This is a genomic window from Selenomonadales bacterium 4137-cl (assembly GCA_032334055.1).
In the GTDB taxonomy this organism is placed as follows: domain Bacteria; phylum Bacillota; class Negativicutes; order Sporomusales; family UBA7701; genus Anaeroselena; species Anaeroselena agilis.
Window position 1 is genome coordinate 2,898,852 of sequence record JAUOZS010000001.1, and the last position, 26,460, is coordinate 2,925,311.

At 58.8% G+C, this 26,460-nt stretch carries 23 protein-coding genes and 1 pseudogene; 1 reads left to right on the forward strand and 23 read right to left on the reverse strand.

Translation table 11 applies throughout. From position 1 onward, the window contains the following. Positions 1–114: 114 nt before the first annotated feature. From Q4T40_15190 to Q4T40_15235, 10 genes and pseudogenes are all read right to left on the reverse strand, one after another. Positions 115–1,266, reverse strand: a complete 1,152-nt coding sequence (locus Q4T40_15190) for a M20 family metallopeptidase (GenBank protein ID MDT8902593.1) — start codon at positions 1,264–1,266, stop codon at positions 115–117. A gap of 107 nt (positions 1,267–1,373) precedes the next feature. Then, positions 1,374–1,787 (reverse strand): methyl-accepting chemotaxis protein, encoded by a 414-nt coding sequence (locus Q4T40_15195; protein ID MDT8902594.1) that lies wholly within the window; start codon positions 1,785–1,787, stop codon positions 1,374–1,376. Positions 1,788–1,838: 51 nt separating this feature from the next. Next, positions 1,839–2,225 (reverse strand): annotated as a pseudogene (locus Q4T40_15200) (sugar diacid recognition domain-containing protein). 92 nt (positions 2,226–2,317) lie between these two features. After that, the gene (locus tag Q4T40_15205) at positions 2,318–3,478 is read right to left on the reverse strand and encodes a M20 family metallopeptidase (protein ID MDT8902595.1); all 1,161 of its coding nucleotides are present in this window, start codon (positions 3,476–3,478) and stop codon (positions 2,318–2,320) included. A 70-nt stretch (positions 3,479–3,548) separates the two neighbouring features. Next, the gene (locus tag Q4T40_15210) at positions 3,549–4,457 is read right to left on the reverse strand and encodes a glycyl-radical enzyme activating protein (protein MDT8902596.1); all 909 of its coding nucleotides are present in this window, start codon (positions 4,455–4,457) and stop codon (positions 3,549–3,551) included. A gap of 18 nt (positions 4,458–4,475) precedes the next feature. Next, entirely contained in the window at positions 4,476–6,845 is a 2,370-nt protein-coding gene (locus Q4T40_15215) for a glycyl radical protein (protein MDT8902597.1), read from the reverse strand. A gap of 113 nt (positions 6,846–6,958) precedes the next feature. Continuing rightward, complete coding sequence (locus Q4T40_15220) at positions 6,959–7,624, reverse strand: GntR family transcriptional regulator (protein MDT8902598.1); 666 nt, start codon at positions 7,622–7,624, stop codon at positions 6,959–6,961. 92 nt (positions 7,625–7,716) lie between these two features. Beyond that, positions 7,717–8,829, reverse strand: coding sequence for an o-succinylbenzoate synthase (menC, locus tag Q4T40_15225; protein MDT8902599.1), 1,113 nt, complete (start codon positions 8,827–8,829; stop codon positions 7,717–7,719). Positions 8,830–8,931: 102 nt separating this feature from the next. Then, positions 8,932–10,044 (reverse strand): o-succinylbenzoate synthase, encoded by a 1,113-nt coding sequence (gene menC, locus Q4T40_15230; protein MDT8902600.1) that lies wholly within the window; start codon positions 10,042–10,044, stop codon positions 8,932–8,934. A gap of 47 nt (positions 10,045–10,091) precedes the next feature. Further along, positions 10,092–11,321, reverse strand: a complete 1,230-nt coding sequence (locus Q4T40_15235) for an MFS transporter (protein MDT8902601.1) — start codon at positions 11,319–11,321, stop codon at positions 10,092–10,094. A 175-nt stretch (positions 11,322–11,496) separates the two neighbouring features. On the opposite strand from Q4T40_15235, the gene Q4T40_15240 reads away from it, so the two are divergent. Further along, positions 11,497–12,816, forward strand: a complete 1,320-nt coding sequence (locus tag Q4T40_15240; GenBank protein ID MDT8902602.1) for a helix-turn-helix domain-containing protein — start codon at positions 11,497–11,499, stop codon at positions 12,814–12,816. Between the two features lie 119 nt (positions 12,817–12,935). Here Q4T40_15240 and Q4T40_15245 read toward each other — a convergent pair whose 3' ends face one another. From Q4T40_15245 to Q4T40_15305, 13 genes are all read right to left on the reverse strand, one after another. Beyond that, positions 12,936–13,244 carry an XdhC family protein gene (locus tag Q4T40_15245; GenBank protein MDT8902603.1) on the reverse strand — a complete coding sequence of 103 codons (309 nt, stop codon included), beginning with the start codon at positions 13,242–13,244 and terminating at the stop codon, positions 12,936–12,938. After that, a complete protein-coding gene (locus Q4T40_15250) occupies positions 13,229–14,020 on the reverse strand; it encodes an XdhC family protein (GenBank protein MDT8902604.1) in 792 nt (263 codons plus the stop codon). The genes Q4T40_15245 and Q4T40_15250 overlap by 16 nt, the downstream gene beginning before the upstream one ends. Further along, positions 13,990–14,850, reverse strand: a complete 861-nt coding sequence (gene yqeB, locus Q4T40_15255; GenBank protein MDT8902605.1) for a selenium-dependent molybdenum cofactor biosynthesis protein YqeB — start codon at positions 14,848–14,850, stop codon at positions 13,990–13,992. The genes Q4T40_15250 and yqeB overlap by 31 nt, the downstream gene beginning before the upstream one ends. A gap of 41 nt (positions 14,851–14,891) precedes the next feature. Next, on the reverse strand, positions 14,892–15,605 hold the full coding sequence (locus Q4T40_15260; GenBank protein MDT8902606.1) for an ABC transporter ATP-binding protein: 714 nt from the start codon (positions 15,603–15,605) through the stop codon (positions 14,892–14,894). Between the two features lie 2 nt (positions 15,606–15,607). Continuing rightward, entirely contained in the window at positions 15,608–16,372 is a 765-nt protein-coding gene (locus tag Q4T40_15265; protein MDT8902607.1) for an ABC transporter ATP-binding protein, read from the reverse strand. Next, positions 16,369–17,577 (reverse strand): branched-chain amino acid ABC transporter permease, encoded by a 1,209-nt coding sequence (locus Q4T40_15270; protein MDT8902608.1) that lies wholly within the window; start codon positions 17,575–17,577, stop codon positions 16,369–16,371. Before Q4T40_15270 ends, Q4T40_15265 begins: the two co-directional genes overlap by 4 nt. Positions 17,578–17,604: 27 nt before the next feature. Beyond that, the gene (locus Q4T40_15275) at positions 17,605–18,528 is read right to left on the reverse strand and encodes a branched-chain amino acid ABC transporter permease (protein ID MDT8902609.1); all 924 of its coding nucleotides are present in this window, start codon (positions 18,526–18,528) and stop codon (positions 17,605–17,607) included. A gap of 41 nt (positions 18,529–18,569) precedes the next feature. Continuing rightward, positions 18,570–19,037 (reverse strand): (2Fe-2S)-binding protein, encoded by a 468-nt coding sequence (locus Q4T40_15280; GenBank protein MDT8902610.1) that lies wholly within the window; start codon positions 19,035–19,037, stop codon positions 18,570–18,572. Beyond that, positions 19,034–19,927 (reverse strand): xanthine dehydrogenase family protein subunit M, encoded by an 894-nt coding sequence (locus tag Q4T40_15285; GenBank protein MDT8902611.1) that lies wholly within the window; start codon positions 19,925–19,927, stop codon positions 19,034–19,036. The genes Q4T40_15280 and Q4T40_15285 overlap by 4 nt, the downstream gene beginning before the upstream one ends. Next, positions 19,911–22,262 (reverse strand): molybdopterin-dependent oxidoreductase, encoded by a 2,352-nt coding sequence (locus tag Q4T40_15290; protein ID MDT8902612.1) that lies wholly within the window; start codon positions 22,260–22,262, stop codon positions 19,911–19,913. The genes Q4T40_15285 and Q4T40_15290 overlap by 17 nt, the downstream gene beginning before the upstream one ends. A 107-nt stretch (positions 22,263–22,369) precedes the next feature. Next, on the reverse strand, positions 22,370–23,572 hold the full coding sequence (locus tag Q4T40_15295) for a branched-chain amino acid ABC transporter substrate-binding protein (GenBank protein ID MDT8902613.1): 1,203 nt from the start codon (positions 23,570–23,572) through the stop codon (positions 22,370–22,372). 90 nt (positions 23,573–23,662) lie between these two features. After that, positions 23,663–25,948: a xanthine dehydrogenase family protein molybdopterin-binding subunit gene (locus tag Q4T40_15300; protein MDT8902614.1), complete on the reverse strand. Its 2,286-nt coding sequence runs from the start codon at positions 25,946–25,948 to the stop codon at positions 23,663–23,665. A 14-nt stretch (positions 25,949–25,962) separates the two neighbouring features. Beyond that, entirely contained in the window at positions 25,963–26,460 is a 498-nt protein-coding gene (locus Q4T40_15305; GenBank protein MDT8902615.1) for a (2Fe-2S)-binding protein, read from the reverse strand.

Sequence of the window (26,460 nt, forward strand, 5' to 3'; positions counted from 1 at the left end):
TTATAGAAACACCGGTACAGAATACCTGCCACCAGGCAACCCGGCATCCCCCCCTTCAATAAGGCCGCCTTTGCTCCCGTGCCCATTAGCGATACGGGCACCCGGCCCTGGCCACTAATCCAGTCTGAGAACACAGTCGACTAAAAGCTTGGCCCGCTCAAAAAGCGTCTCGACCACGGCATATTCCTGAGCGCTGTGGTTGCGGCCGCCTTTTACCCCCATGGCGCAGACGGTCGGAACGCCGGCCAGCACGGTAAAAGCCGAGTCCGAGCCGCCCCCCACGAAATGCTCGTACGGCCGGCCGAAGCCGTTTTCTTCATACGCCTGCCTAACGATCTCGAAAAGCGCTTTGCTGGCGGGTGTCGTTTGCATCGGCGCGATGCCGTCCGAAAAGGAATATGTCGTGCTGGTGCCGTCGATATGCGTCTTCGCCGCGACCTTATCAACCATTGCTTTGATTTTGCCCAGCTGCCCGGGATCCTGGTAGCGGATATCAACGAGGATTTTTGCGTAATCAGGCACCGCGTTCTTCACCGTGCCGCCTTGAATGACGCCGACGTTGAAAGTGATTCCCCTGTCATAGTCGGTCATTTTCTGAATTTCGATGACTTTATGGGCGATTTCGAGAATCGCGCTGCGGCCATTCTGCGGTTCGTTGCCGGCGTGAACGGCGACCCCCTTGACCTCCAGGGTAAACTCCGCGGTTCCTTTGCGCCCGAGCACGATGCCGTCGTCGACAAAGCCTGTTTCACAGTTAAAGGCCGCAACGCAACCGCGCGCCTCGTGCATAATGTGCCCGGCAGCATCCGAATGCGCATGGCCGACTTCTTCGTCACCGGCCAAAACGACTTTCAGCGGCCGCGCATCATAGCCGGCGGCCTTTAACGCCATAATCGCGTAGAGAAACGCGACAATGCCGCCCTTCATATCGAGAACGCCCGGTCCGTACGCGGTGCCGTCTTTGATGGTGAAGGGACGCTTGGCAATCGTTCCGGCCGGAAAAACGGTGTCCATGTGCCCCACGAACAGAATCCCCGGTTTTGCCCGCCCGGCCCCGATCTCGCCGACGAGCATATTGCCGGCCGTTTCCATCTCAATGAGTTTGGTCGTACCGCCCGCGCTGTCCAAAAACTGTTTTAGCCGCAAGGCGACGGCATCGACCCCCGCTTTATCGGCCGAACCGCTTTCCATACTGACAAGCTCCCGCCAAAGCTCGATCATGGCCTGTCGATTCTCCTCGACGAAACGAAAAGCTTTGTCTTTCATGCTGCTCACGATGTCACTCCTTGCTCCGATTGTCGATTTTAAAGCGATATTCAATTTTCATTTTATTATGAACTATTTACACAGGTGGCTACATAGTGGCCGTGAAACTATTCCATCCCGGCCATATTAAGCAATTCCTCGCCAACATCTCGCAGCTTCATCACCTGTTCCGTAATACTTTGGGTAGCTTTGGCCTGTTCTTGGGCTACCGATGCGGTTTGTTTAGTATGATGGATAACCAGTTCCACTGATGCTTTCAGTTCCTGTAGCGTATTCCGGATGTTGCTTGCTGAACGATTGCTTTGATCAGATAGCTTCCTGACCTCTTCCGCCACCACGGCGAATCCTCGCCCCTGCTCACCGGCCCTGGCGGCCTCAATGGCGGCGTTTAGCCCAAGAAGATTTGTCTGCGTAGCTATCTGCTGAATGGAAGAAATAATATTATCCGTATTATTGACATCCTTTGCAGCCTTGTCTGAAATGCTGGCGACGTTTTGCATGGTAGCGGCCAGATCTTCCAAGGATGCATTTAGCTGTTCGACAGTGGCCGCAATAGTAGTTATAGAATCCTGAACCTTCTGAGCCTGCTTTGCCGTATGCAGCCTGCCTTCAGCTTCGTCCAGTTCCTTGCGGATAATGCCGGTAATAATCTGGGCGATCGGCTTGGTGTAGTTTGGATCGCCGCCTATGCCGAAGCTGCCTATCCACTCGCCTTTGTAAATGATAGGCATGTGAACGCCCATTCTGCTGGCGCCGCCCGAGCGCTCTTCATCCTCGGCGGTGACCATGCGGCACTCGATTTTGCTTCCGAGAACCTGCTTCGAACCGCTATGCGGCTTGCCTATCCGGGTCTTATCATGTGCGGCCACAATAATTCCGTTGTGGTCGCAAATAACCGGCAACAGCCCGGTCTCGTCATAAATAAATTGTTCGACCCGGCTGGCAATATCCGTATCCACGCCTACCACCCCCTAGGAATTTACGGCAACTCCCCGGCAGGAATAGCAACCGCCGCATCAGAGCTGGTTGCCCCTATTCCTTTCCAGTTTTGCTAAGCTTCCAGCTTCAGCACACTGGCGATAAGCAGCTTGGCCCGTTCAAAGAGCGTATCCACGACAGCGTACTCCTCGGGGCTATGGTTGCGGCCGCCCTTCACCCCCATGGCGCACACCGTGGGTACGCCGGCGATCACCGTGTAGGCCGAATCCGAGCCGCCGCCCACATATTTGGCGTATGGCTTGCCGAAACCGTTTTCTTCGCTGGCCGCTGCGACCAGTTCAAACAGCTTCATTACTCCCTCGGTTGTTTTCATCGGCTTCAGGCCGTCGAGCAAAACGACTTTAGTGGATGTACCGTCGATATAAGTTTTGGCGGCGACTTCTTCAACCCGGGCGATCACCCCAGGCAGGTCGTCAGGCTCCTTGTAGCGTACATCGATGAAGATTTTCGCGTGGTCGGGAACGGCGGTGGAGGTTGTCCCGCCTTGGATTACGCCGACGTTGAACGATATGCCCTTGTCCCAGTCTGTGAGACCCTGGACCGCGATCGCCTTGTGGGCAAGCTCGATGATCGCGTTGCGCCCGTTTTCGGGATCATTGCCCGCATGGGCGGCAACCCCTTTAACCTCCATCATTATCCGCGCTATCCCCTTGCGGCCGACGACAATCCCGTTGTCGACAAACCCGGTTTCGCAATTGAAAGCGGCCGCATGGCCGGCGGCTTCGGACACAAGCGCGTCCGCCGCAGCCGAGTGGGCGTGAAGGACCTCCTCATCACCGGCCAGCAGAACCTTGATCGCCCGCGCGTCATAGCCCGCGGCCTTCAGCGCCTTGATGGCATAGAGGAAAGCGACGATGCCGCCCTTCATATCGAGGACCCCCGGCCCATAAGCCTTTCCGTCCCTGATGGTGAACGGCCGCTCGGCAATCGCCCCCGCCGGGATGGCGGTATCCATATGCCCCAGCAAAATGACCCCCGGCAGAGTGCTCTTGGCGCCCAGCTCGCCGATAAGCATATTGCCGGCTTGTGCGAATTCCACCACCCGGCAGGTTGCGCCCGCTTCTTCCAGCACCTGCCTGAATCTGGCGCCGACGGCGTCAATCCCCGCCTTTTCGTGCGGCCCGCTTTCCAGCGTCACCACCTCTCGCCACAGGGCAAGCATTTCCTCGCGATGGTCGTCCACGAACTGAAAGGCCGCGTGCTTCTGGTTCATTGTCTCGCCTCCCGATAAATTGATGTTTATCTTTTGTCTTCCCCAGCCCGGCTTTTGCCGGGCTGAGTCTCTATTTATAATCAACAATGCGTAAGCCGCAGCTAGCGATAATCTGCTTGGCGGCGTCGACCCGGGAGTCGTCCGGCGCCGTAAACACGGTGGCCGAGGCGCCGACGGCCTCCCATTTGCCGACCCCAAGGTCATGGTACGGCAGCAGCTCAACCCCTTGAACCCGTGTCCGAAGCTGCAGAAACTCGCCCATAGCCCGGATGTTCCGCTCTCCGTCGTTGACTCCGGCGATAAGCGGGACCCGCACGATCACCCCGGGCTTAAGGCGGGACATCAGCGCGATGTTTTCCAGTATCAGGCGGTTGCCGACCCCGGTCAGCCGCCGGTGAACCGCGTCGTCCATATGCTTGATATCTACAAAAACGCCATCCAGAAGCGCCACGATATCCTTGACCTGCTCCCAGTCAAAATGGCCGCAGGTTTCGACCGCGGTATCGATGCCCAGACGATGACAGTCAGCCGCCAGCTGGCGCAGGAATTCCGGCTGGGCGAAGGGCTCGCCGCCGGAAAATGTCACTCCGCCGCCCGACGTCCGGTAGAAGATGGCGTCCCGTTGGATAATCCGCAAAATATCATCAACGGAGCAGACTTTGCCCATCATTTTCCTGGCTCCGGTAGGGCAACCTTCGCAACACTTGCCGCAGCCGCGGCACTTTTCCGGGGATACCGTCCGAGCAATGCCGTTCACTACGGCAATCGCGCCGCTGGTGCACGCCTGAACGCAGCGCCCGCAGCCGCTGCACAGGCTATGGAAAAACAAGACTTCCGGAGCGCCGTGCCAGGACTCGGGATTGGCGCACCACCGGCAGCGCAGCGGGCAACCCTTGAAAAAGACTGTGCTTCTTATCCCCTCGCCGTCATGAACCGACCATCGCTGGATTTGAAAAATATTACCCGCTATTGTGCTCATTTCTTCCATCCCGCCAAACTATAGCGTCTCATAGGTGGTTCTGGCGATTATCGCATCCTGCGCTTCCCGGGATAAATTGACGAACTGGGTGCTGTAGCCCGCTACCCTGACCAGCAGATCCCGGTAATCCTCCGGATTCTCCTGGGCCCGGCGCAGGGTCTCGGTCGAAATGACGTTGAACTGGACGTGGAAAGCGCCGAGGGCGAAATACGCCCTGATCAGGGCAGCCAGATTCTTGAGGTTTCGCTCCGATTTCAGCAGCTCGGGCGCGAATTTGATATTCAGCAGCGTACCGCCGGAATGCACGTCGTGGTTGATTTTTGCCACCGACCGCATGGCAGCGGTGGGGCTGGTGAGATCGGTGCCGGCATGCGGCGAAATCCCTTCGGTCAGTGGGCTTTTCGCCAGTCTGCCGTCCGGAGTCGCGCCGATCACACTGCCGGCGGGAATATAATTGGAAATGCCCATGAACGCCGAATTAAAAGGGGAACCGAAATAATCCCTGTAGCCCCTGATCTCTTTATAATAGAATTCGCTGATCTCCACCGCGATCGCATCGACGTACTCAATGTCGTTGCCGTATTTGGGGCACGCCAACGCCGCCCGCCGCAATTCGCCGTAACCGGCCCAGTCGGCGTCCAGGGCGCGGCAAATCTCCGCCAGCGTATATTTCCGCTCCTCGAACACGAGTTTCTTGATCATCGCCAGGGAATTGGCCGAATCGGCCACGCCGATGCCGGTCAGAACCGGCCCGACATTATACTTGGCGCCGCCCTTGCTCAGGTCTCTCCCCTTATCCATACAACCGTCCACCAGCATGGATAAATAGGGCCTCGGCACCATTTCGGCATGAATTTGCTGGGCGGTAATCGTACCGACGACCGAATGCTTGATGAGATACGCGAGTTGCCTGAAATAAGCGGCCTTGACCTCTTCATAGCTCGCGAACTCCGCCGCCGGCCTTTCCGGTAGCCCCATGGCCTGGCCGGTAATGCGGCTTTTGCCGCCGTTCAGCGCATACTCGACAGCAGCCGCCAGGTTGATGCTGACCGCCGATGTCCACTCGCCCACCTTGCGGAAATGCGGTACCACACAACCGCAGTTGTTCCAGTCGCGCGCATCTTCCGGCGACAACCCGGCCGCCAGCAGCATCTCCGAACCGGCCCGGTCGTTGTGGACGGCCGGAAAGCCGGTGCCGACGCCGATCAGCTTGCAAACCGCCAGCAGGAATTCGTCCGGGCTGTCCGGATGGATGCGCACACTGAGGCCCGGCTGGTGAGTCTTCACATTTTCCGTAGCCTTCAGGCACATATAGGACAGTTCGTTGGTCGCGTCGCGGCCGTCGCGCGCTCTGCCGCCCACCGTCAGGTTCTGAAAAGAATTGTAGCCGGCGAAAAATTTGGCGGTATTGCTGGAAATGGCCCAGACCCATTCCGACAGCTTGATCCACAGCGCCTCGACCAGTTCCTGGCCCTTTTCCCGGGTAAGAACGCCTGCCGCTATGTCTTTGCTGTAATACGGATACATATATTGATCAAAGCGGCCCAGGTTCAGCGCCAGCGAATTCTCGGACAGGACCGACCCCAACTGGGTGAACCACACGGTCTGTATGGCTTCATAGAAGGTTTCGGGAGGCTGCTCCGGCACCTTGCGGCATATTCTCGCGATCTCCAGCAGCTCGGCTTTACGACCGGCGACTTTTTCGGCTTGGGCAAGCTCGGTCGCCTTATCGGCGTACCGGCGGGCCAGGGTGATGATTCCGTCGCATACCAGCACGGCCGCCCGATAAAAAGTGATTTTATCCAGATCGTCCGCGGTAACCGGCTCCAATTCCGCCAGATGGGCAAGCGCTTCGGCTTTAAGCCCGCCAAACCCCTTCTTGAATATCACATCCTGGTAATCGGCCGTAACCTCGCCTACGGCGCTGCGCCATTTGGAGTCATTGTCGATGATGCCGGTATCGATGAGAATTTTGGCCGTCTCCGGGTTGATCCGCGCCAGAAAAGTTTCTTCCAGCGACTTGCCCCGCCAGTACGGGAAAATCTCCTGGCGCAGCTTTTCTTTAGCCTCGGCCTCGATCAGGTATGGGTCCTGTGTCCGGCTTTCGAACGAATCAAGCTCATCATCAACCCATTTCCAGGAATACTCGGGGCAGATGATCCCGGACTTGCGAAACTCGCCGATCGACCCGACCAGCAATTCGTCGTCAAAAATGGTTGCCGGAATGCTCGCGCACACTTCCTTAAAAGCCATGGCGCGCCTGATTATGATTGCTTCGCCCTCGGTCTTTTTGTGGGACGCGGTAAATACTTCGGCCCGTTTTATGCTGATGGACGGTTTCGATGCTATGTACGACTTCTTGAATTCTTCGATCCGTTTGCTGGACATGGTATACCTCCTCGTTTAATGCCCGCCGGCGTACACTCGCCTACATGTTATCGATTTTCGATTTTCGAATGTATACCGAACAAACAATCCTAAATCCGCTCCTGATAACGGCGTTACCCGCTCAAATATCGGCCCAAATTGACGCTCGCATCAGCCATATGCCTGCGCAACAAAGCCTGCGCGGCTGCAACGTCTTGTCGGGCACAGGCCTGCAACAACTCCCGGTGCTCCGCCTGCGACTTCGCCTGATAGTTCATCGTCGACAAATACAGGCGCATGTATCGTTCGACGTTGTTATGCATGGTCTGGATCAAAGTAAGCAATTTGGGTCTTCCGGCAGCCCGGTACAGAGTCTCGTGGAACTGCCAGTTAAGTTCCCCCCAGTGTCGGCCGTGAGGTTCGGCATCCGCCTTGCATAATATGCTCCCGGCGGCAGCGATATCGGTCTCCGTCAAATTGGGAATCGCCAGTTCCAGCGCCCCTAATTCGAGAAACAGCCGGATATCGAATATTTCCCTGGCTTCGTCCGCGGACAGTTCGCTGACAACAGCCCCCCGGTTGGGATAAAACCGCACTAATCCTTCGGCTTCCAGGCTCTTCAACGCCTCCCGCACGACGCTGAGACTGACGCTGAACTTTGTGGCCAATTCTTCCTGCTTCAGCTGGACGCCGCCGCTTAGTCCCCCGGCAATTATCTCTTCGCGCAGAATGTTGGCGATCATGCCGGGAAGCGTACGATGCAAAATCGGTGCGTCTGTCTGCCCATTATTATTCTTCATACTTCCACTATATAATTTTTCGCGTCAATTGCAAGTGTTTTTCGACATTGTATACAATATACATTCGAAAATCGATGTGGTGCTACTTACTATTATTTAATCACATCGCAACTGACCATCATCCGGTCGATCGCCTTCGTATCAACTTCGTAGCGCACGCCGTTGGTCTCGTCCGGCACGATGAGAGTGCAGCGCGGGGTGATGTCCACGACGGGAAGGGTGATATCCTCGGCGAAGTAGCGCTTGCTGGCGGCGATATCGTGGGCCAGGGAGGCGAAGTTCGGCAGGCTGGCGAACGATATGTTCTGCACCCGGCCGATACCCAGCTCGGTCATGCCGCCTACCCAGACCGGGATATTGTTCTTTTGGCACAGGTCGTGGATTTTTTTTGATTCGTACAGGCCGCCGCAGCGGCTGGACTTGATGTTGATGATCTTGCAGCTTCCCAGTTCGATGGCCTTACGGGCGGTATCGACGGACACGATGCTTTCGTCCAGGCAAATCGGGGTTTTTATCGCTTTCTGCAGCACCGCGTGGTCGACAATATCATCCTCGGCCAGCGGCTGCTCGATGTACTGAAGGTTGAGGTCATCCATCGCCTTGAACAGCTCGATATCGGCCAGCGTATAGTCCGAATTGGCGTCCACCGTCAAGACGATATCCGGATAGTGTCGCCGGACTTCCCGCAGCACTTCGATATCCTTGCCGGGCTTGATCTTTATTTTGGTCCGGTGATATCCCTCGGCCAGGTATTTTTCGATTTTTTCGAGCAGTGCCGGGATGGTCGGCTCGATGCCCAGGCTCACGCCAACCTTGACCTCGTCCTGCGTGCCGCCGAGCAACGTCTTGAGCGACTTGCCCTCCCGCTGGGCCTGCAGCTCCCACAGCGCGTTCTCGATACTGGCCTTGGCCAGGCGGTTGCCGACGATAAACGCGACCTTAGCCATAAATTCCGCCGGACCAACGATATCCTGGTGCAAGATGGCAGGCGCGATCATATTTTTGATGATATGCAGGCACGTCCCGTTATCCTCGGGATTATAGAGCGGCGCGTAAAAGGCTTTGCACTCGCCGTAGCCGACAAGGCCTTCCGAATAGACCTTTACGATCAGGGCATCGCGTTCCACAAAACGGGTAAAGCTGGTTTCGAAAGGGTGCACGAAAGGCGTTTTCACCCGGATAATATCGATACGGTCAATTCTCATCCTTATCTTATCCTCCCCGGCAAATATGCGGCCGTTCGTAAAGGCCAGCCGCTTGTGGCCTCCGGGGCTTTACGAACGACCGCAAATACGTCGCCTTAAAAACTAGCGCACAATCTCTTTCTTCTCATAAGTAAACTTATCCACTATTTCCGGAATAAGGTCAAACCCGATGCCCGGTCTGGCCGGGACTTCAACCATGGCGTTCTTGTCGATAGTGATCGGCGGCGTGATAAGGTCCTGATGCCAGTAGCGGGTTGAAGCGGGCAGATCGCCGGGGAATTTGTAGTTCGGCAGAGATGCTATGGCGATATTGTGGGCTCGGGCGATACCGGTATCCAGCATGCCGCCGCACCACACCGGAATATCATGGACCGCGCACAGGTCATGGACCTTCTTGGCCTGAGTCAGGCCGCCGACCCGCGCCACTTTGATATTGATGGTCTTGGTGCTGCCCAGCTCGATGGCGTGACGCGCGTCATCCACAGAGTGGATGCTCTCGTCCAGGCAGATCCTGGTTTTCATGACAGCCTGCAGCTTGGCGTGATCGACAATATCGTCATGAGACAACGGCTGCTCGATCATGATCATGCCCAGACAGTCCATTTCCTTGAACAGGTCGATATCCTTCAGGGTATAGGCGGAATTGGCGTCAGCCATGAGCATGATGTCGCCGAAACGCTTGCGGATGGCCTCCAGGTATTTGATGTCTTTGCCGGGCTTTATCTTTACCTTGACCCGGCGATAGCCCTCGGCCATGAACTGGTCCACCGCCTTCAGCAGCGCGTCGGGGCTCTCCTGAATGCCGATGCTGATCCCTGTTTCCACCTTGTCCCGCGTGCCGCCCAGCGCCTGGGACAGCGTGATATTCCTCTCCTTGGCGTACAGATCCCACAGTGCGCAGTCGAGGGCCGACTTGGCCATATTGTTGCGCCGGATCTGGGAAAACGGTTCAGCCAGTTCTTCCGGGTGGTTGATTTCCCCTTGGCTGAAGAGGATGGGAATAAGGAAATCGTTCAGCATATGCCAGCCGGTGGTGGTCGTCTCTTCGCTATACCAGGGGCTGGCGAAAGCGGGACAGTCGCCGTAGCCGACATGATCCTTGGTATGGAGCGCGGCAAGTATGAAATGCTTTTCCGCCATGGCCCCGAAGCTGGTCTCAAACGGAGTTTTAAATGTGACTTTCATCTTACGCAATACGATTTTTTCTATCTTCATGTCTTCTTCCTCCTCACACCCGTGTCAATTCATGCTCATGGCAGGGATCAGTCCTCCACCATGGTTGTAATCTTATTGGTCCTTCTAATCGTCAGGCTGGTCACCACCGACAGGCAGGCAGCCCCGATTAGGAACCAGAACGCCGCGTCGTACGAGCCGCCGAAGGCGCTGATCAAAAGGCCGATAATCAGCGGCGAGACAAAGCCGGCCGATTGCCCGCCGAAGTTGATCATGCCGGCGGCCGACCCGACCACTCTGCCGGGGAACATTTTCATCGGCAATGCCATTGTGGTCGCCAGTACGAAGGATTTAAAGAAATATACCAGGCACTGGAAAGCGATTACCGAGGTAATGGTTGCGGCATGGGCCATTAAATAAAGGAACACGGCGGTCATGGTTGCGCTGATTACCAGCAGGTATTTTTCTTTGCCGTCAAAGAAGCGGACCATGACCCAGCCGCCGATCGCCGTCGCGATCCCCGCGGCGATAAACGGGAAGGGCAACGCCATCCCGACCGCTTTCAGGTTCATGTGGCGCACGGTCAGAAGATAGGTTGGCATCCAGGAATCCAGCCCTTTATTCACCAGGCTGAGACCGAACCAGGTAATGACGAGCTGCCACATCAGCGGCATTTTAAGCAACGTTTTCGTGTCCACTTTTTCTTTAGCGGCCTTTTCCTGGCCTTCAATAGAGTGCTCCTGCTTATTCGAACGCACCATAAACCAATAAATGGCGACAAAGACGATGCCGGCGATGCCGATGGCGAAAAACATGTGCCGCCAACCGGCGTACAGGATCAGCGGGGCTACTATCATCGGCGCAATGGCGCTGCCGATATAGTTTGAAGACAAGAGCGCGCTTGTCATTTTGGGCCTTTCGATTTTGGAGAAATTCTCGGCTACCCCTTTTAAGCTGGCGGGCGGAAAGATGCCTTCGCCTAAACCGAAAACAAAGCGAATGACGATCAAAGATGCCAATGACCATGCCAAGCCGGTGATCATCGTGAAAACCGACCAGAAAAAGATTGCGATTATAATTACTTTTTTCGAGCCGAATCTATCGGCCAGCCAGCCGCCGGGAATCTGCATCAGCGAGTACCCGATGAAAAACGTACTCAGCACCACGCCCATCGCTTTAGGATCCAAGCTGAAGTCTTTGGCGATCGCCGCCATCGCAAAGCTTATCGCCGCCCGGTCGATATACGACACGCACCAACCAAGATATAAAAGTGCAAAAACGATATACTTCCCGGCACCCTTTTTAAGTGTGGTTCCCACAAACCTTCCCCCTTCTTGTATAGTCTACCTCACCAGCCAAGCAATCAATGATAAAGTTGTAAACCACGATTTATCCCCTAGGGATTTCTCTCTATTAATGCTATTATATAAACAACAAAACGACTTTAAATCGTCCTTATATCGTCTCGAAATACTTGGGGGATTGGAGAAAATCATGAGAGTAGGTATTGTTGGTCCGCTGGGCATTGTTGATAAATTCATCCTGATCATCAAACATGAATTCCCGCAAATCGAGCCTGTGAAGTTCCTGTACAAGGAATATGCCGAAGTTCCCGGCCTCATTGCTGGCCCGCAGTCGCACCTGGACGCCATTCTGTTCGCCGGCGCCACCCCCCTTTCGTACGCGGAAAAGCATGTCAAGCAGCTAATCCCCTGGGAATTCGTCCCGCGCAGCGGCAGTTCGCTGCTCAGAGTGCTGCTGCAGATCGCTCTGTCGAAAAAATACGATATCCGCCGGCTAAGCACCGACCTGTACGACGTGGAACAATTGTCGGAAACCTATGAGGAAATCGGCATAGCCAAGAGTGATTTCCAAATATATACCGTGAACAAAACGCCCATTGACGACGAGTACATCGACTACGTATGCGCCTTTCACGAGCAACACTTTTTGTGCAATCAGGTTTCCTGCTGCATAACGGCATTGTCCACCGTCCACGAGCGATTGAAGGCCAAAAACATCCCCTGCTTCCTGGTCGACCCAACCGCCAACGTCATCCGCCAGACACTGCACAAAATGCAGCTCAATCACCTGGCTCAGGTCAGCCAACAGAGCCAGATTGTGGCCATCTGCGTCCGAATAGATTTCCCTGACGAGTATTCGCTTTTCAGGGATAGCGAGTACCAATATAATATCGCTAAAACCAATGTGGCCAGGCATATATATCTTTTCGCCCAGCGGGTGCAGGCCGCGACTATTGAAGTCGGGGCGCGGGAGTTTCTGCTTTTCTCCACAAGGCAACTGCTGGAAAGTGTGACCGAAAACTATGAAAAGATCGATCTTCTGGAAGCGGTACGGAAAAACACCGCCAATACGATAAGCCTTGGCGTAGGATATGGCCAAACCGCCCAGGAGGCGAAGGCCAGCGCCGGTCTGGGTATGGAACGGGCCAGCAAGCTTGGCGGCAATACTGCCTTCATAGTTTACAACCGCAACAAAACAATCGGCCCGATCCGCACGGGCGAGGAAACCCGCCAGAAATCACCTAACCGTAAGATCGACGGCAATCTGCTCGCCATCTCCGAAAAGTCCGACCTTAGCATCAATACCATTTTCCAATTGCACAGCATCCTGGAACGGCAGGGCAAAACGCGCTTTACCGCCGCTGAACTTGCGTCCCTGGCAGGAGTTACCCCCCGGACCATGAACCGGATTTTGGCCAAACTGGCGCTGCACGGGTTTTGCATCGAGGTCGGCAGGCGCGTACTCACTAAAGGCCGGCCTTCACGCATCATCGAGCTCAGCATTCCTTAAACCCTAAATAGCCCTTCCGACAGCTAAAGCAAAAAAGCAGCCCGCTCTTAGATATGCATTTGCTTCATTGCAAGAATGCACCTTACGCAAAGCGTAAGGTGCATTCTTGTCTACGGCCGTCAGGCCGGCTGGATAAAAACCTCCATTACTCCACCGCAGACCATGCCGTCCGCCGCAGCCACATCGTTGAGCAAATTCACCTGGTACAACACCGGCCGGCCGTCGTCGAGCACCTGCAGCGCCTTAAGCCTGACCTCGGCCTCCGCGCAGCCGCCGCCGATCGTGCCGCTAACACGCCCATCGGCCGACACGACCATTTTCGTTCCCGCTTTCCGGGGCGTCGACCCCCGGGTTGTTATTATTGTTACCAAGGCGACCCGATCCCCGTTCGCCCGGGCTGTGGATAAGGCCCTCAGCACTTCGTCCATTCCTGCCCCTCCCCGGCAGCGAGTTTCAGCGGTCTTAGCGAACCACCGCGAAAGACGGCGATGATTTCGGCGACGATGCTTACGGCAATTTCCGCCGGAGTCGTCGCGCCGATATCGAGGCCGATCGGCGCCCGGAGACGCCCGAGATGGTCCGGGGAAAACCCTTCCTCCGCCAGCATGCTCAGTATGCCGGCAACACGGCTGCGGCTGCCGATCATGCCGATGTATTTCGCCCCTGACCCGATCGTTCCCCGCAGGCAGTCGAGATCGTAACGGTGCCCGCGGGTCACAATGATGACCGCCGTCTGGTCGTCGACGGCAACATCGCCGTCGGCTATCGCCGCGGCGAAATCCTTGCAGATAACCTTGTCGGCCCCGGGAAAGCGGGTTTTACCGGCAAATTCCGGCCGGTCGTCGATCACCGAAACCCGAAACCCGACATGGCGCAGGATATCCGCGAGCGCAACGCTGATGTGCCCGCCGCCGAAGACTACCGCGTTTGCCTCCCCGGCCCAGCAATCCCAAAACAACGTGAAGTCTCCCCCGTAATCGACCGCGAAGACTGTCGGCGCTCCAAACGCCCCGGTCTTTATGCGTTCGACCACGGCGGCGGTAAATTTTTCGTCGATCAGGCAGCCGTCCGCCGTACCGTCCGGCAACAGCGCCATCATCTGCCCGACTGCCGCGGCATGGGCCGCCGGAGCCCCGATTAAGGTGACCGTGTTAACACGCCCGCCCTGGTCGACTATCTGGCTGATTCTACGAAAAAGCTGCATTTTATATCCCCTTCGCTAAGCATCAACAAGGCTTCAAGCACTCCTCCCGCCACCGCCCGGGCCTTGTCGCTGATTGCCGAACAGTATTCCGGGTTGCCCCGCGGGTCGACGTCGCCGATCTTAAGCGCCGTTTTCACACGGCAGCCGTCGCGGATGAGCCCGCGCAACACGCCGCTTATCGCCGTCCGGACCGGGATCTCCGGCGGCGGCGCCTGATCGTCGCCGGCCTCCCTCACCCAGCCGACAATTTCGCCGGCGGCAACCGTATCGCCGATCCGCCGGCCAGAACGGAAAACGCCGCCGGCCGGCGCCCGCAGCAGGCGTTCGTGGGAGTAGCCGTTGACCGGGTCCGGCTCCCCGGTATCGGCCAGGGCAAAACCATCGACAATCACCCGGCCGAGATAGTGCCCCCGCTTGGTCTCGACAACCGCGTGGACATCCCGGCCGGCGCAATAGCCCGGCCCCAGCGCGATCACGAACTTAGCGTCCTTTATGCGCGTTCCCTGATTCTTCTTCGCCATCGAGGCGTCGACCAACACCGCCGGGCGCATTGCCTTAACCAGTGTCCCGGCCGGGTCGACCGTTACCGGGATTATCCCCTGACGCCGCAGGATGGCTATGTCACGTTCGTTCTCCGCCAGCGCCGCGGTCACGCCTTCGACCGCGACCCGGCCCTCATAGACGGCTTCGGCGAATGACACCGTCCGCCGCACTACCAACGGCTGCGCAAGCTCGGTCATCACCGGCACCCAGCCGGCGCGGTGCAGCCGGTGGGCAACACCGCTGGCCAGATCGCCGGCCCCTTTTATCAAAATCAACGGCTCTTTCATTGATCCACCACCTTTTCCCGGCTGCGGAAAACCGCGACAAGCTAGGCGCCCGCCGACAGGTAGCTTTCCTGGACGATCTTGTCCGCCTGCAGTTCGGCGGTGGAGCCTTTCAGAATGATGCCGCCCTTCTGGAGAACATAGCCGCGTTCCACGACCGCCAGCGCCTTCTGGGCGTTCTGCTCCACCAGCAGGATGGCGAGATTTTTTTCCCGCTTTATCCTGCCGATGACCTCGTATACCTCATTGACCAGCGCCGGCGCGAGCCCGAGCGACGGTTCATCCATCAGCATCACCTGCGGGTCGGCCAGCAGCGCCCGGCCGATGCCCAGCATCTTGCGCTCCCCGCCGCTCAGCGTGCCGGCTTTGCGGTGATAGCGCTCCCCGAGCCGGGGAAAAATGGCGAGCACCTCGGCCAGCCTGGCCTTGATTTTTTTCTTGTCGGCTTCGTAATAAGCGCCCATGAGCAGGTTATCGGCTACCGTCATCCTGGGAAACAGCCCCTCCCGCTCGGGAACGATAGCGATGCCGCTTTCGATGACCTTGTGGGACGGCAGCGTGTCGATCCGCCGGCCGTTGAAATGCACTTCCCCGCTCACCGGGCTGACCATGCTTATGATCGTCTTGAGCACGGTGGTCTTGCCGGCGCCGTTAGCTCCCAGCAGACAGACCGCCTCCCCCTTGCCGACATTGATGGTCACGTCCATCAGCATGGGAATCGTTCCGTAAACGGTACTGACGTTGCGAAGTTCCAGCATGATTAACCTCCCAGGTACGCCCGGCGGACTTGTTCGTTCTTGCACACTTCGCCGAAGCAGTCATCGGCGATCTTTCGTCCGGCGTTCAGTACGACGACCCTCTGACAGATGCTGGAGATTACCGCCATGTCGTGTTCGATGATGATCATACTGATCCGGTGATCTTGCTGCCTTATCCTACCGATGTCGCCGATTATTTGGCCCGTCTCCTCGGCGTTCAGCCCGGCGGTGGGCTCGTCGAGCAGCAGCAGGCGCGGCCGGCCGACGATGGCGCGGGCGATTTCGATGCGCCGCCGGTCGATGAGCGGAATGGCGGTGACCGGTTCGTACGCCCTGGCCACCAGCGCCGGGTTGAAATGGTGCAGGATTGCCAAACCGTCGTCGATGTCCCTCGCCATTTCCCGGCGGCAGCGGGCCGGCTGCAGTATCGCCTGCCACCACGTCGCCTTCTGGCGGCTGTAAAGGCCAAGCAGGATATTGTCCATGACGCTGAGATTCAGGCACAGCCGGTTGGTCTGAAAAGTCCGCGCGATGCCTTTTTGCCTGACGACATCGGGTCCGGCGCCGGTTATATCCCGCTGCTCAAAAACGATCTTCCCGCCGGTCGGCTTATAGATGCCGCTCACCAGATTGAGGAAAGTAGTCTTCCCCGAACCGTTGGGGCCGATCAAGCCGATCACTTCGTCGCCGATGGCAAAGTCTACCTCGTCGACGGCTTTCAGGCCGCCGAAGTTGATGGTTAACGCCTCGGTCTGCATCACGTTCATCGCGTCCCGGCCCCCCTTTCCTCCGCCGTCATGCAGGCTTGCCCGCCCGTCGCCTCGGCGGGCAGGTAGCCCCTGATCCTCTTCGGCAGCAGCCCCTGAGGCCGGGAAAGCAGGATGACGATCAATATCACGCTGTACATCAGCATCCGGTAGTCGGCGAAATCGCGGAGCTTCTCGTCGACGATGGTGAGCAGCAGGGCGCCCAGCACCACGCCGACCACATTGTCCATGCCGCCGAGCAGAACCATGCAGATGAACACCAGCGACTTGCTGAAATCAAAGTCCTCCACGCCGATAAAGCTGGTGTAGTGGCCGTAAAGCCCGCCCGCGATCCCCGCGAACGCCGCCCCCAGGGCGAACGCCACCAGTTTTGTGCTGGTCAGATCGATTCCCTGGGTTACCGCGACGATCTCGTCCTGCTCAATGGCGTTCCAGGCCAGGCCGACCCGGGAGTTGTACAAGCGCGAGGCTGCCGCCATCGCCAGGCCGAGCAGCAGGAATACAAGATAGAAGTAATTGGCCTGATACGGCAGGGAAAATCCCGGCAGCGCCAGCGAGTCGCGCAGCGAAGCCCCGCCAAGGGTGTAGGCCGGTATCCCGGGGACGCCGTTCGGCCCTCCCAGCCAGCTGGTATTGATAATCATTAGGGTGAAGATTATCTGCATGGCGATGGTGATAAGCGACAGATAATATCCCCGCGTCTTGAGAGCCGGAAATCCGAACACCACCCCCAGGGCCGCCGCCGCGACCGTGCCGGCCGCCGTCGCCAGCCACGGCGAAATTGCGAACTTCGTGGCCAGCAGCGCGGACGCATACGCGCCGGTGCCGAAGAAAGCGGCAGTGGCAAAATTGACCATCCCGGTGCTGCCGACCTGGAAGTTCAACCCCAGGGCGACAATGCTGTGGATGCCGCCCATCACGAGAACGTGCAGCAGATAGCTGTTGCCGCTGAACAGAAAAGGCAGTAGAACAACAAATAATATAACCACGGCCAGGGAAGACCGGCGGTGTTCGTTCATCGCCGCGTAGACCGTCTCCATCTGGCAGCGTCGTTCCCCCAGCACGATCAGGCTCAGGGCCACGACGAGCACCGCCAGCGCCACCGCCAGCGAACCCACCAGGGCGGTGAACAACAGCGCGCAACCTAGCAGACTGACGCCCCAGGCCAGCAGCCTCTGTCTTGTGAATAATGCTGTATTAGGCATGTTATCCCCCTAAACGGTCCGAATGGATCATACTTTCTCCACCGTTTTGTCGCCGATGATGCCTTCCGGGCGGAACAGGATGAATACGATAACCATGACAAACGCCGCCACGCTGGCGTAGGCCGTGCCGCCGGGGATAAAGGCGCTGACGAAAACCTCGATGAAAGCGATCAGCATGCCGCCGGCGATCGCCCCGTACAGGCTGCCAAGCCCGCCGACCACCGCCGCGCTGAAGCCTTTCAGTCCGTACATCGAGCCCATATCGAACCGCACCACGTCAAAATAGGATGCCACCAGGAAGCCGCCGACGCCGAGAATAAACCCGCCGATCAGGAAAGTGGCCACAATGCAGTACCGCCAGTTTACGCCCACCATGATGGCGGCCTCCCGGTTTTGAGACACGGCCTGGATGGACATCCCCAGCTTCGTTTTATTGACGAACCAGTACAGGATGCTGACGAGAACGACGGTCGCCGCCATGATGATTACATGTTTCTCGGTAAGCACCACGCCGCTGGTCAGGACTTCGTTCGGCAGCAACTGGGGAAAGGTCTGGGGATTTCTGCCCTGGGGGTAAAATATCCCGATAAGCTCGCGCAAGGCGATGCCGGCGGCGATCGTACTGAGCAGGGGCATCAAAGCGCTCTTGCCCGCAAAAGGTTTGATCGTCACCCGGTATATCAGCAGCATGACCAACGCCGTCACCACGCTGCCCAGCGCAACCACGACCACCGTGCCGACCGCGTGCGGCAGAAAGGCATCGAGCGCGGGCAGCAGCACGGTCATGCTAGCCAGAGCCATGATGCTGAACGCCCCGAAAATCGCCACATCGCCGGCGGAAAACACGACTACGTCCATGACGCCGAAAAACAGGGAAAAGCCGATGGCGATGAGGGAATATGTACAGCCCAGCATGACGGCGTTAATGATCTGGGACAAAATCAGCGACAATTGATCCACCTTCCTTCTTTACAGATGCGCCGGCACGGCGTTCATTCTTTCCCGGCGACGGCCTGCACCGCCTTGACGATGGCCGCGTAACCCGTGCAGCGGCAAAGATTGCCCCGCAGATACTCCCGGATTTCCTCCTCGGTCGGCTGGGCGTTTTCCGCCAGCAGCGACGCGGCCGACATCAGCATGCCGGGAGTGCAAAAGCCGCACTGAACAGCGCCGTGCTCGACAAAAGACTTCTGGAGCGGGTGAAGGTTGCCGGGCTTGCCCAGGCCTTCCGCCGTAACGACTTCCTGACCGTCGGCCGATACCGCCAGCATAAGACAGGACAATACCGTCCGGCCGTTCAGGAGCACGGTGCAGGCGCCGCATTCGCCGATGCCGCAGCCGTACTTGACGCCCATCAGGCCGAGTTGATCGCGCAGCACGTTGAGCAGCAGGTCGTTGGGCCTGACATACAGTTCCCGCTCTTTACCGTTGACCGTCAAACTGATCCGGTTTTTTGTCATCGCGCGTCTCCTCCCGCCCGCCGCCAGGCCGCGGCCAGAGCTTCTTCCAGCATCACCGCGCTCACCTGCCGGCGATAATCGCCGGTGGACCGGCGGTCGTCGATCGGCTTGATAAGCCCGGCCGCCGCCTGGGCCGCCGCCTCGAACAGCGCCGTCGTGGCCTCGCGGCCGGCGAGCATCGCTTCGACCGCCGGCAGCCGCAGCGGCGTCGGTCCCACCGAGCCGAAGGCGACGCGGCAGCGGCGGCAAACGTCCCCGTCCCGCTCCAGCAATACCGCCACATTTATCTTCGCGATATCGGCCGCGACCCGTCCCAGCTTCAAAAAACTGCTGCCGGTGTCATCGGCCGGCGTGGCCAGCTTTACGGCGGTTATCAATTCGTCCGCGGCCAGCATCGTCTGCCCCGGCCCGGTAAAGAATTCGGCCAGCGGCAGCGTACGTTCGCCCCCTGTGCCGGCCAGCGTGACCGTTGCGTCGAAAACCAGCAGCGGCGGCGCGGTATCGGCGGCGGGGGAAGCATTGCCGAGGTTGCCGCCGATGGTTCCCATATTGCGCACCGCCGGCGCGGCCATGGAACGCACCGCCTCATACAAGGCGCTGTAGCGCTCTTTCACGGGGCCGCTGGCCTGGATTTCCGCCAGACTGGTCAGGGCGCCGATATTCAGGCCGTCGGCCTCGGCCCGCAGATAGCGCAATTCGCCCGCGTTCCGGATGTCGATAAGATAATCGCATCTAAGCACGCCGGTTTTCATTTTGACCAGCAGATCGGTGCCGCCGGCCAATACTTTCGCTTTCTCCCGGTAGCTGGCGAGGCAATCGAGCGCCTCCCGGACGGTAGAGCAAGGCACGTATTCAAAATCGGCAGCCAGAATCTTACTGTCTGTCAGCATGCGTGCCACCTCCCGTCAATGCCGCCAGCACTCGCTCCGGGGTGATGGGCAGCTCATAAAAGCGAACGCCGATGGCGTTATAGACCGCGTTGGCGTAGGCGGAGGCTACCGAATTGAGCGCAGCCTCCCCGATCCCCTTCGCCCCGAACGGCCCCGTCGGCTCGTAGGTGTCGGCGAAGTAAACCTCGAGGTTTTCCCGCAGCGGCATTTCGCAGCTTGTGGGAATCTTGTTGTCGGTGACGAAACCGCGGCATTCCAGGTGGCCCGTGGCCGGATCGTTCTCCGTCGATTCGTAGGCCGCGTAGCCCAGGCCCCGCGAGAGCGACCCGATCAACTGCCCGGCAAGCATATCGGGATTGATCGGCGTTCCCGAGTCCGACAACATCAGCGCCTTGGGAACGCGTACGATCCCTGTCCGCGTATCTACCTCCACCTCGATGAAATGAGTTACGAAGCAGGGCGGACAGTTTTTCTGCCGGTAGCTGTCGGTGGCCGCGATCGTCCCCCAGCTGTATATCTGCGCCAACTTGGCCACCTCGCCGATGGTAAGCCGCTTCCGCTCATACCCCTTAACTTGGACGACGGTGGCGTTCTCGGCGGGAATGAATGCCAGATCGAGAATCTCGGGATCTTCGTCGAGAATGCGGCCGGCATATTCGAGCAGCTTGCGGCGCACCTGCCTGGCCACGTGCAGGACGGCTCCGCAGCCGCAGTATACGCCGCGGGTGGCGTGGGTGTTCACGTCATAGCCCGTCGTCCTGGTGTCGACCCTGGCCAGGTCGACTTTATCATAGGGCAGCTGCAATACCTCCGCCACAATCTTCACGGCGGCTTCCCCGGTGCCCCCGCCCAGGTCCATGACCGGCGTCAGGACGTCGACCGATCCGTCCTCGTTGATCTTGACGGTGGCGCTGGAATAATCGATGACCTCGCCCGGCTTGGGGCCGCCGGTGCCGGAAGTGTGGAAGCCGCGGGCAACCCCGATGCCCCGGCGGTATCGGCCGCTTTTCGCTGCCGGCGACTGCCGCCCGCGCCAGTTGGGTTTCGCAGCCCCCACGGCCAGCATCTCTTCCACACCGCAGCTCTTAATGATCGATTTCACCGTCGGGCCCTGGCCCCAGAACTCGTCGCCGGTGCCGACGTAGTTTTTACGACGGAACTCGACCGGGTCGAAGCCGCATTCATGGGCGATGATGTCGATATGCGACTCTACCGCGAAATTGACCTGCGGGTTGCCGTAGCCCTGCATCGCGCAGGCCGGAACCTTGTTGGTGTAGACGGATTTGCCGGCAAAGGAAAAATCCTGCCATTTATACAGGGAAGCATACCAACCCGCCATACACCCCAGCAGGGGATAAGCGTTCACCTGATGCGCGCCGATATCGACCAGGGCGTTCATCTCGGCCGCCACGATGCGGGCGTCTTTGGTCACGCCGACTTTCAGCCTGATCTTCGCCGGGAACTTCACGTGGTCGTACATATCGTCTTCGCGGCTGGAGACTAGTTTAACCGGCTGCCCGGCCTTCAGCGCCAAGGCCGTGCAGATGGGAATTATCGAATTCATTTGTATGCTTGAGCCGAAGGACCCGCCCAGAGCCATCTTCTTCACATTGACCTTGCTGAGCGGAATGTCGAAAATCTGTCCCACCAGTTGGCGGACATTATGAATGGTCTGCGTCGTAACCCACAGCGTGACGCCGCCGTCATGCTCAGGCTGGCAGACAGCCGTTTTGGGCTCCATCTGGAGATGATACACGCGCGGCAGGCTGTATTCGCGTTCGATGACATAGTCAGCTTTGGCGAACCCCGCCGCCGGGTCGCCGATCACTATATTGCGCTCGCAGGCAATATTGCTGTTTACTTTTACGGTTTCGTCGCCTAACAGGACTTCCTCATATAGCGGCGCCGCCGCCGGCGACATCGCGAACTCGGCGTCCAGCACCGCAGGCAGAACGCGGTATTCGACCTTCAACGCCTGCAGGGCGCGAAACGCCAATTCCTCCGTTTCCGCCGCCACGGCGGCGATAGCCTCGCCCACATGCCGGGCGCGCCGGGGCAACACGCGGCGGTCCCGGTAGGTTTTTTCGGGAATGCTCACCGTACGCTCGTTATAAATGAAATCGGGAACATCGTCAGGCACGAGGCAGACCGCTCCCATCGCTTCGGCCGCGCTCGTATCGATGCCGACGATGTCGGCGTGGGGGTAAGGACTGCGTAACGTTACGGCATGAAGCATATTGGGGATCACCACGTCGCTGGCAAAGGCTTCCCTGCCGCAGACTTTAGCGACCGCATCTTTTCTTGGCAACACTTTGCCGATTACCCGGAAATTCATTCCATTCCCCCCTTTGCTTCTCGGCAAGCCGGCCGGTTCCGCGCGGGCTTTTCCGACCGGCGGCGCCATCGCCGCCGGTCGGCATCGCCCGTCAGACCGGGTCCGGACTATTGGGCGCCCGGCAGTTTCCGTTTGCCGCTTTTATAATCGGAAGCTTCCCAATCAACCCATTTGCCGTCTTGAACGACATAGATGGTGCTGACAATATTTTTCGTCTGGCCGACTTCGTTGAAGACCGTCTTGCCGAGCAAGCCGTCGAGTTCCGTCTTGGCGACGGCGTCGACCAGCGCTTTGCGGTCGGGACCGGCCTTCTTCAGTGCGGCGATGATGATGTTGGCCGCGTCGTAGGCGTACGGGCCGTAAGCGCCGTAAGGCTCCTTGAAGCCGGCTTTCCCGTAGGCTTCGACAAATGCCTTGCCGCCCGGCATCTTGCTCACGTCTTTACCCGGCTTGGTGGCGACAACGCCCTCAGCCACTTCCTTGCCGGCGGTCTCGATGTACTTGGCGTCCATGATGCCGGAAATGCCGACCAGCAACGTGTCCTTCATCCCCAGTTCGCTGGCCTGACGGCGCGCCAGCGCGCCTTCCATCACAACGCCGCCGAAATAAATGCCGTCAACCCCCACGGCCTTGATCTTGCTGAGAATCGGCCGGAAATCGGTCTGCCCCACCTGAATTTCGTCGACAGACACAATCGAGGTGCCGGGATACTTTTTCACTTCATCGGTCCAAGCCTGAGTGTTGCTTTTGCCATAAGTGCTGGTGTCGGAAATTATCGCCCATTTCTTGCGTCCCAGATCGCTTACGACGAACTTGGCCAGTGGCGCGTTCTCCTGCGACTGGGTAGGCGCCACCCGGGTCACGAACGGATAATTCTCTTTAACCGTCAGCTTGGGGGATATGGCTCCCCAGATCAACAGGTTCATGCCCGCGGACTTGAAAATCGGAATGGTTGCTTCGGCAACCGGCGAATTCCAGTGTCCGGATACCGCCACGATGCTTTTGTCGGCGACGATTTTCTGGGCTACCGAGGCGCCCGTCGCCGGGTTGGAGGCGTCGTCCAGGTCGACCACTTCCAGCTTATAGGGCAGCGCGCCCGTGGCGTTGGCCTGTTTGACCGCCAGCTGGAAAGCGTTGCGGGCGCCGACGCCCTGCATGGCGTTGGGGCCGGTCAACGGGCCGATGAACGCGATTTTTACAGTCTTTTTATCGGCGGCCGGCTCTTTTCCCCCACAGCCGGCCAGAAGGGCCGTCAGCAAGAACAATACAGTCATAATTACGGTTACCCTGCGCATCCGCAAACTCTTCATAATCTTTCTCCTCCTTCTTTTCCCCTTATCCTCATCAGTCGCACCCGCTTATGTCCGCCGTTTCCCCCTCCTTTTCGCCTAATCCCTATGTTACTTGCGGAATTTCATCGTGGTGAACACTTGCTCGGCCGTGGCCGGCAGCGAGGTAATCCTGGCGCCGACCGCGTCGCGGATAGCGTTGGTGATGGCCGGGGCCATCGCGTTGCTGGACGGCTCACCGACGCCCTTAGCCCCGTAAGGGCCAATGCCGCTCTCCGTCTCGACCATGATCGTCCCGATATCCGGCAAATCCATAGCCGTGGGAATGAGATACTCCGTAAAAGACCTGGTCTGCAGATTCCCCTGGCTGACCATCAGGTTTTCCATCAGCGCATAACCGACCGAGATCGCGCCGCCGCCTTCCAGCTGGCCCTCGGCGTTAAGCTTGTTGATGGTTTTCCCGACGTCGAAACAGGCGATAGCCTTCTCCAGAGTCACCTCACCGGTCTCAGTGTCGACAGCCACCTCCACGGCGTAAGCGCCAAAAGTGAAATCGGCGAACGTCTGGCCAGTTATCAGTTCGGAAACCGGCACCGTCGTGAAAGGAGCGTTGAACTGGGCTTCGCTGTATAGTTCGTCGCCGTCGGACGAACAATGCCCCACCACCGTTTTGAGTGGCAATACTTTATCCGGCGCGGTGGCATCCGCGATCGTCTCGTCGGCCAGCCGCAGGTCGGCGGGCGAGGAGTTCAGCAGCGCCGCCGCCTTCTTGATTAGCCGGTCTTTAAGCTCGCGGGCGGCTTTTAGCGTGGCGTTGCCCGACATATACAGCTGCCGCGTGGCGGTCGAAGTTCCGGCCAGCGGGGTCAACGCCGAATCGGCGATATACATCTTGATTTTGTCCATCGGCACTCCCAGCTCCTCGGCCACGATCTGGCAAAGAGCCTGCGCCTGGCCGGCGCCGAGGTCGGGGACCCCGCAGCGCAGCAGCACGCTGCCGTCCAGCTCCAGCTTGACGTACGAACGCGATGTGTCATGCAAAAAAGTCAGCCGGCCGTAGCTCATCATCCCGATCGCCAATCCCCGGCCGATCTTCACCGGGCTGTCGCCAGCCTCGCGCGGCGGACCAAGAGCCTCCCACGCTCTGCCGGCCAGTTCGCCCAGGACCAGCTCGCGGTCGTAGGCATACCCGGTGGCCAGGGAATCGCCCTTTTGCAAACAGTTCAGTTCGCGGATGGTCACAGGGTCGATGCCCAGTTGCCGCCCCAGCTCGTCGATCTGTGATTCATACGCGAAGTTCGGCTGTATCGCCCCGAAGCCCCGGAAAGCGCTGCTGAAGGGATTGTTGGTCAGCGCCGCCACCGCGTCCACTTTGACGTTGGGGATATTATAGGGCCCCGCGGCATTTACCGTGGAATACAGCAACACCCATGGGCTGAGATATGTGTAAGCGCCGGCGTCGGCTATGAGTTCGACCTCGGCGGCCACCAGCCGGCCGTCCCGCATGGCGCCGATTTTGTTGCGGATGGTGAACGGGTGCCGCTTGCTATGGGCCAGCAGCGACTCTTCCCGCGTATAGGTGAGCTTGACCGGGCGCCCGGTATACCAAGTCAGGAGCGCAAGAAAGCTCTCCACAGTAATGTCCTCTTTCCCGCCGAAACCGCCGCCCACCCAGGTGCCGATGACGCGCACCCGGTTGTGCGGCACCCCCAGCACCTCGGCCACGGTGCGGAAATGCTCGATAACCTGGGTCGACACCCTGATAGTGACCACGCCGTGTTCGTCGATCCAGGCCACTCCCGACTCGGGCTCGAGATAAGCATGGTCGCTGAAGGGCATGCGGTATGTGTTCTCAATGACGACATCGGCCGCCTTGAATGCCGCGTCGACGTCGCCTTTGCGGATCTTGAAGCGGGACACCGCGTTGGTGTCGTTTTCACCCACGCAGTACGCGCCCGGCTTCAACGCCTCCACGGGATCGAAAACACCGGGCAGCTGTTCATATGTCACCTCGATAAGGTCGAGCGCCGCCTCGGCCGCCTGTTCGCTGTCGGCCGCCACCAGGGCGATCGGCTCGCCCACGTAGCGCACCTTCTTTTCCGCCAGCACCCGGTACAGCCCTTCGAACTGCGCACCGACATCGGTGCTCTGCCCAAACTTGGCCCGCAGGTTGTTGTTGGGCACATCGGCGGCGGTCAGTACCGCCTTTACGCCCGGCGAGGCTTTCGCCCGCGCCGTGTCGACCGCCAGAATGGCGGCTGCCGGGTACCGGCTGCGCAGCACCTTCGCGTACAGCATGCCGGGCATTGCGAAATCGTCGGCGTAAACAACAGTGCCCTTGACCTTCGGCCATGCGTCGAATTTCGGCAACCCTTTGCCCACGATGCTCGTTTTCATGTCACGCCTCCTTCCTATGCCCGTTCCTGCTCGGCCGCGTCGCCGTAAGCGACGGCCCAAACGGCATCCACGATCTTTTGATAGCCGGTGCAGCGGCAAAGATTGCCGGACAAAGCCTCGCGGATCTCGGCCCGGGTGGGTTGCGGGCTGCGCTGCAGGAACCCCCTGGCGGCAATTAGCATCCCCGGGGTACAGAAACCGCATTGCACCGCGCCATGCCGGGCGAAGCTATCCTGCAGCCGCGCCGCCAGCGGATCGCGTTCCAGGCCCTGCAGCGTCCAGACTTCCCGGCCGTCTGCCTGGGCCGCCAGCACGAGGCAGGACTTGACGACCTTGCCGGCAAGCACCAGCGTGCAGGTGCCGCATTCTCCCATGCCGCAACCGCATTTGACATCGGTCACGCCGCACTGCTTGCGCAGAAAATCCAGCAACGACTCTTCCGGCGCGACCGCCGCCCGAATATCAGCGCCGTTAACCGTCACCTTTATCGCTACTTGCTGCTTGAACTCCAT

Bases quoted from the DNA above. Each gene is read 5' to 3' on its own strand.
- Q4T40_15190 (MDT8902593.1), bottom strand. From the start codon at position 1,266: ATGAAAGACAAAGCTTTTCGTTTCGTCGAGGAGAATCGACAGGCCATG.
- Q4T40_15280 (MDT8902610.1), bottom strand. From the start codon at position 19,037: ATGACAAAAAACCGGATCAGTTTGACGGTCAACGGTAAAGAGCGGGAA.
- Q4T40_15300 (MDT8902614.1), bottom strand. From the start codon at position 25,948: ATGAAAACGAGCATCGTGGGCAAAGGGTTGCCGAAATTCGACGCATGG.
- yqeB (MDT8902605.1), bottom strand. From the start codon at position 14,850: ATGAAAGAGCCGTTGATTTTGATAAAAGGGGCCGGCGATCTGGCCAGC.
- menC (MDT8902599.1), bottom strand. From the start codon at position 8,829: ATGAGAATTGACCGTATCGATATTATCCGGGTGAAAACGCCTTTCGTG.
- Q4T40_15220 (MDT8902598.1), bottom strand. From the start codon at position 7,624: ATGAAGAATAATAATGGGCAGACAGACGCACCGATTTTGCATCGTACG.
- Q4T40_15305 (MDT8902615.1), bottom strand. From the start codon at position 26,460: ATGGAGTTCAAGCAGCAAGTAGCGATAAAGGTGACGGTTAACGGCGCT.
- Q4T40_15240 (MDT8902602.1), top strand. From the start codon at position 11,497: ATGAGAGTAGGTATTGTTGGTCCGCTGGGCATTGTTGATAAATTCATC.
- Q4T40_15265 (MDT8902607.1), bottom strand. From the start codon at position 16,372: ATGAACGTGATGCAGACCGAGGCGTTAACCATCAACTTCGGCGGCCTG.
- Q4T40_15295 (MDT8902613.1), bottom strand. From the start codon at position 23,572: ATGAAGAGTTTGCGGATGCGCAGGGTAACCGTAATTATGACTGTATTG.
- Q4T40_15260 (MDT8902606.1), bottom strand. From the start codon at position 15,605: ATGCTGGAACTTCGCAACGTCAGTACCGTTTACGGAACGATTCCCATG.
- Q4T40_15205 (MDT8902595.1), bottom strand. From the start codon at position 3,478: ATGAACCAGAAGCACGCGGCCTTTCAGTTCGTGGACGACCATCGCGAG.
- Q4T40_15210 (MDT8902596.1), bottom strand. From the start codon at position 4,457: ATGAGCACAATAGCGGGTAATATTTTTCAAATCCAGCGATGGTCGGTT.
- menC (MDT8902600.1), bottom strand. From the start codon at position 10,044: ATGAAGATAGAAAAAATCGTATTGCGTAAGATGAAAGTCACATTTAAA.
- Q4T40_15270 (MDT8902608.1), bottom strand. From the start codon at position 17,577: ATGCCTAATACAGCATTATTCACAAGACAGAGGCTGCTGGCCTGGGGC.
- Q4T40_15290 (MDT8902612.1), bottom strand. From the start codon at position 22,262: ATGAATTTCCGGGTAATCGGCAAAGTGTTGCCAAGAAAAGATGCGGTC.
- Q4T40_15250 (MDT8902604.1), bottom strand. From the start codon at position 14,020: ATGCAGCTTTTTCGTAGAATCAGCCAGATAGTCGACCAGGGCGGGCGT.
- Q4T40_15245 (MDT8902603.1), bottom strand. From the start codon at position 13,244: ATGGACGAAGTGCTGAGGGCCTTATCCACAGCCCGGGCGAACGGGGAT.
- Q4T40_15285 (MDT8902611.1), bottom strand. From the start codon at position 19,927: ATGCTGACAGACAGTAAGATTCTGGCTGCCGATTTTGAATACGTGCCT.
- Q4T40_15215 (MDT8902597.1), bottom strand. From the start codon at position 6,845: ATGTCCAGCAAACGGATCGAAGAATTCAAGAAGTCGTACATAGCATCG.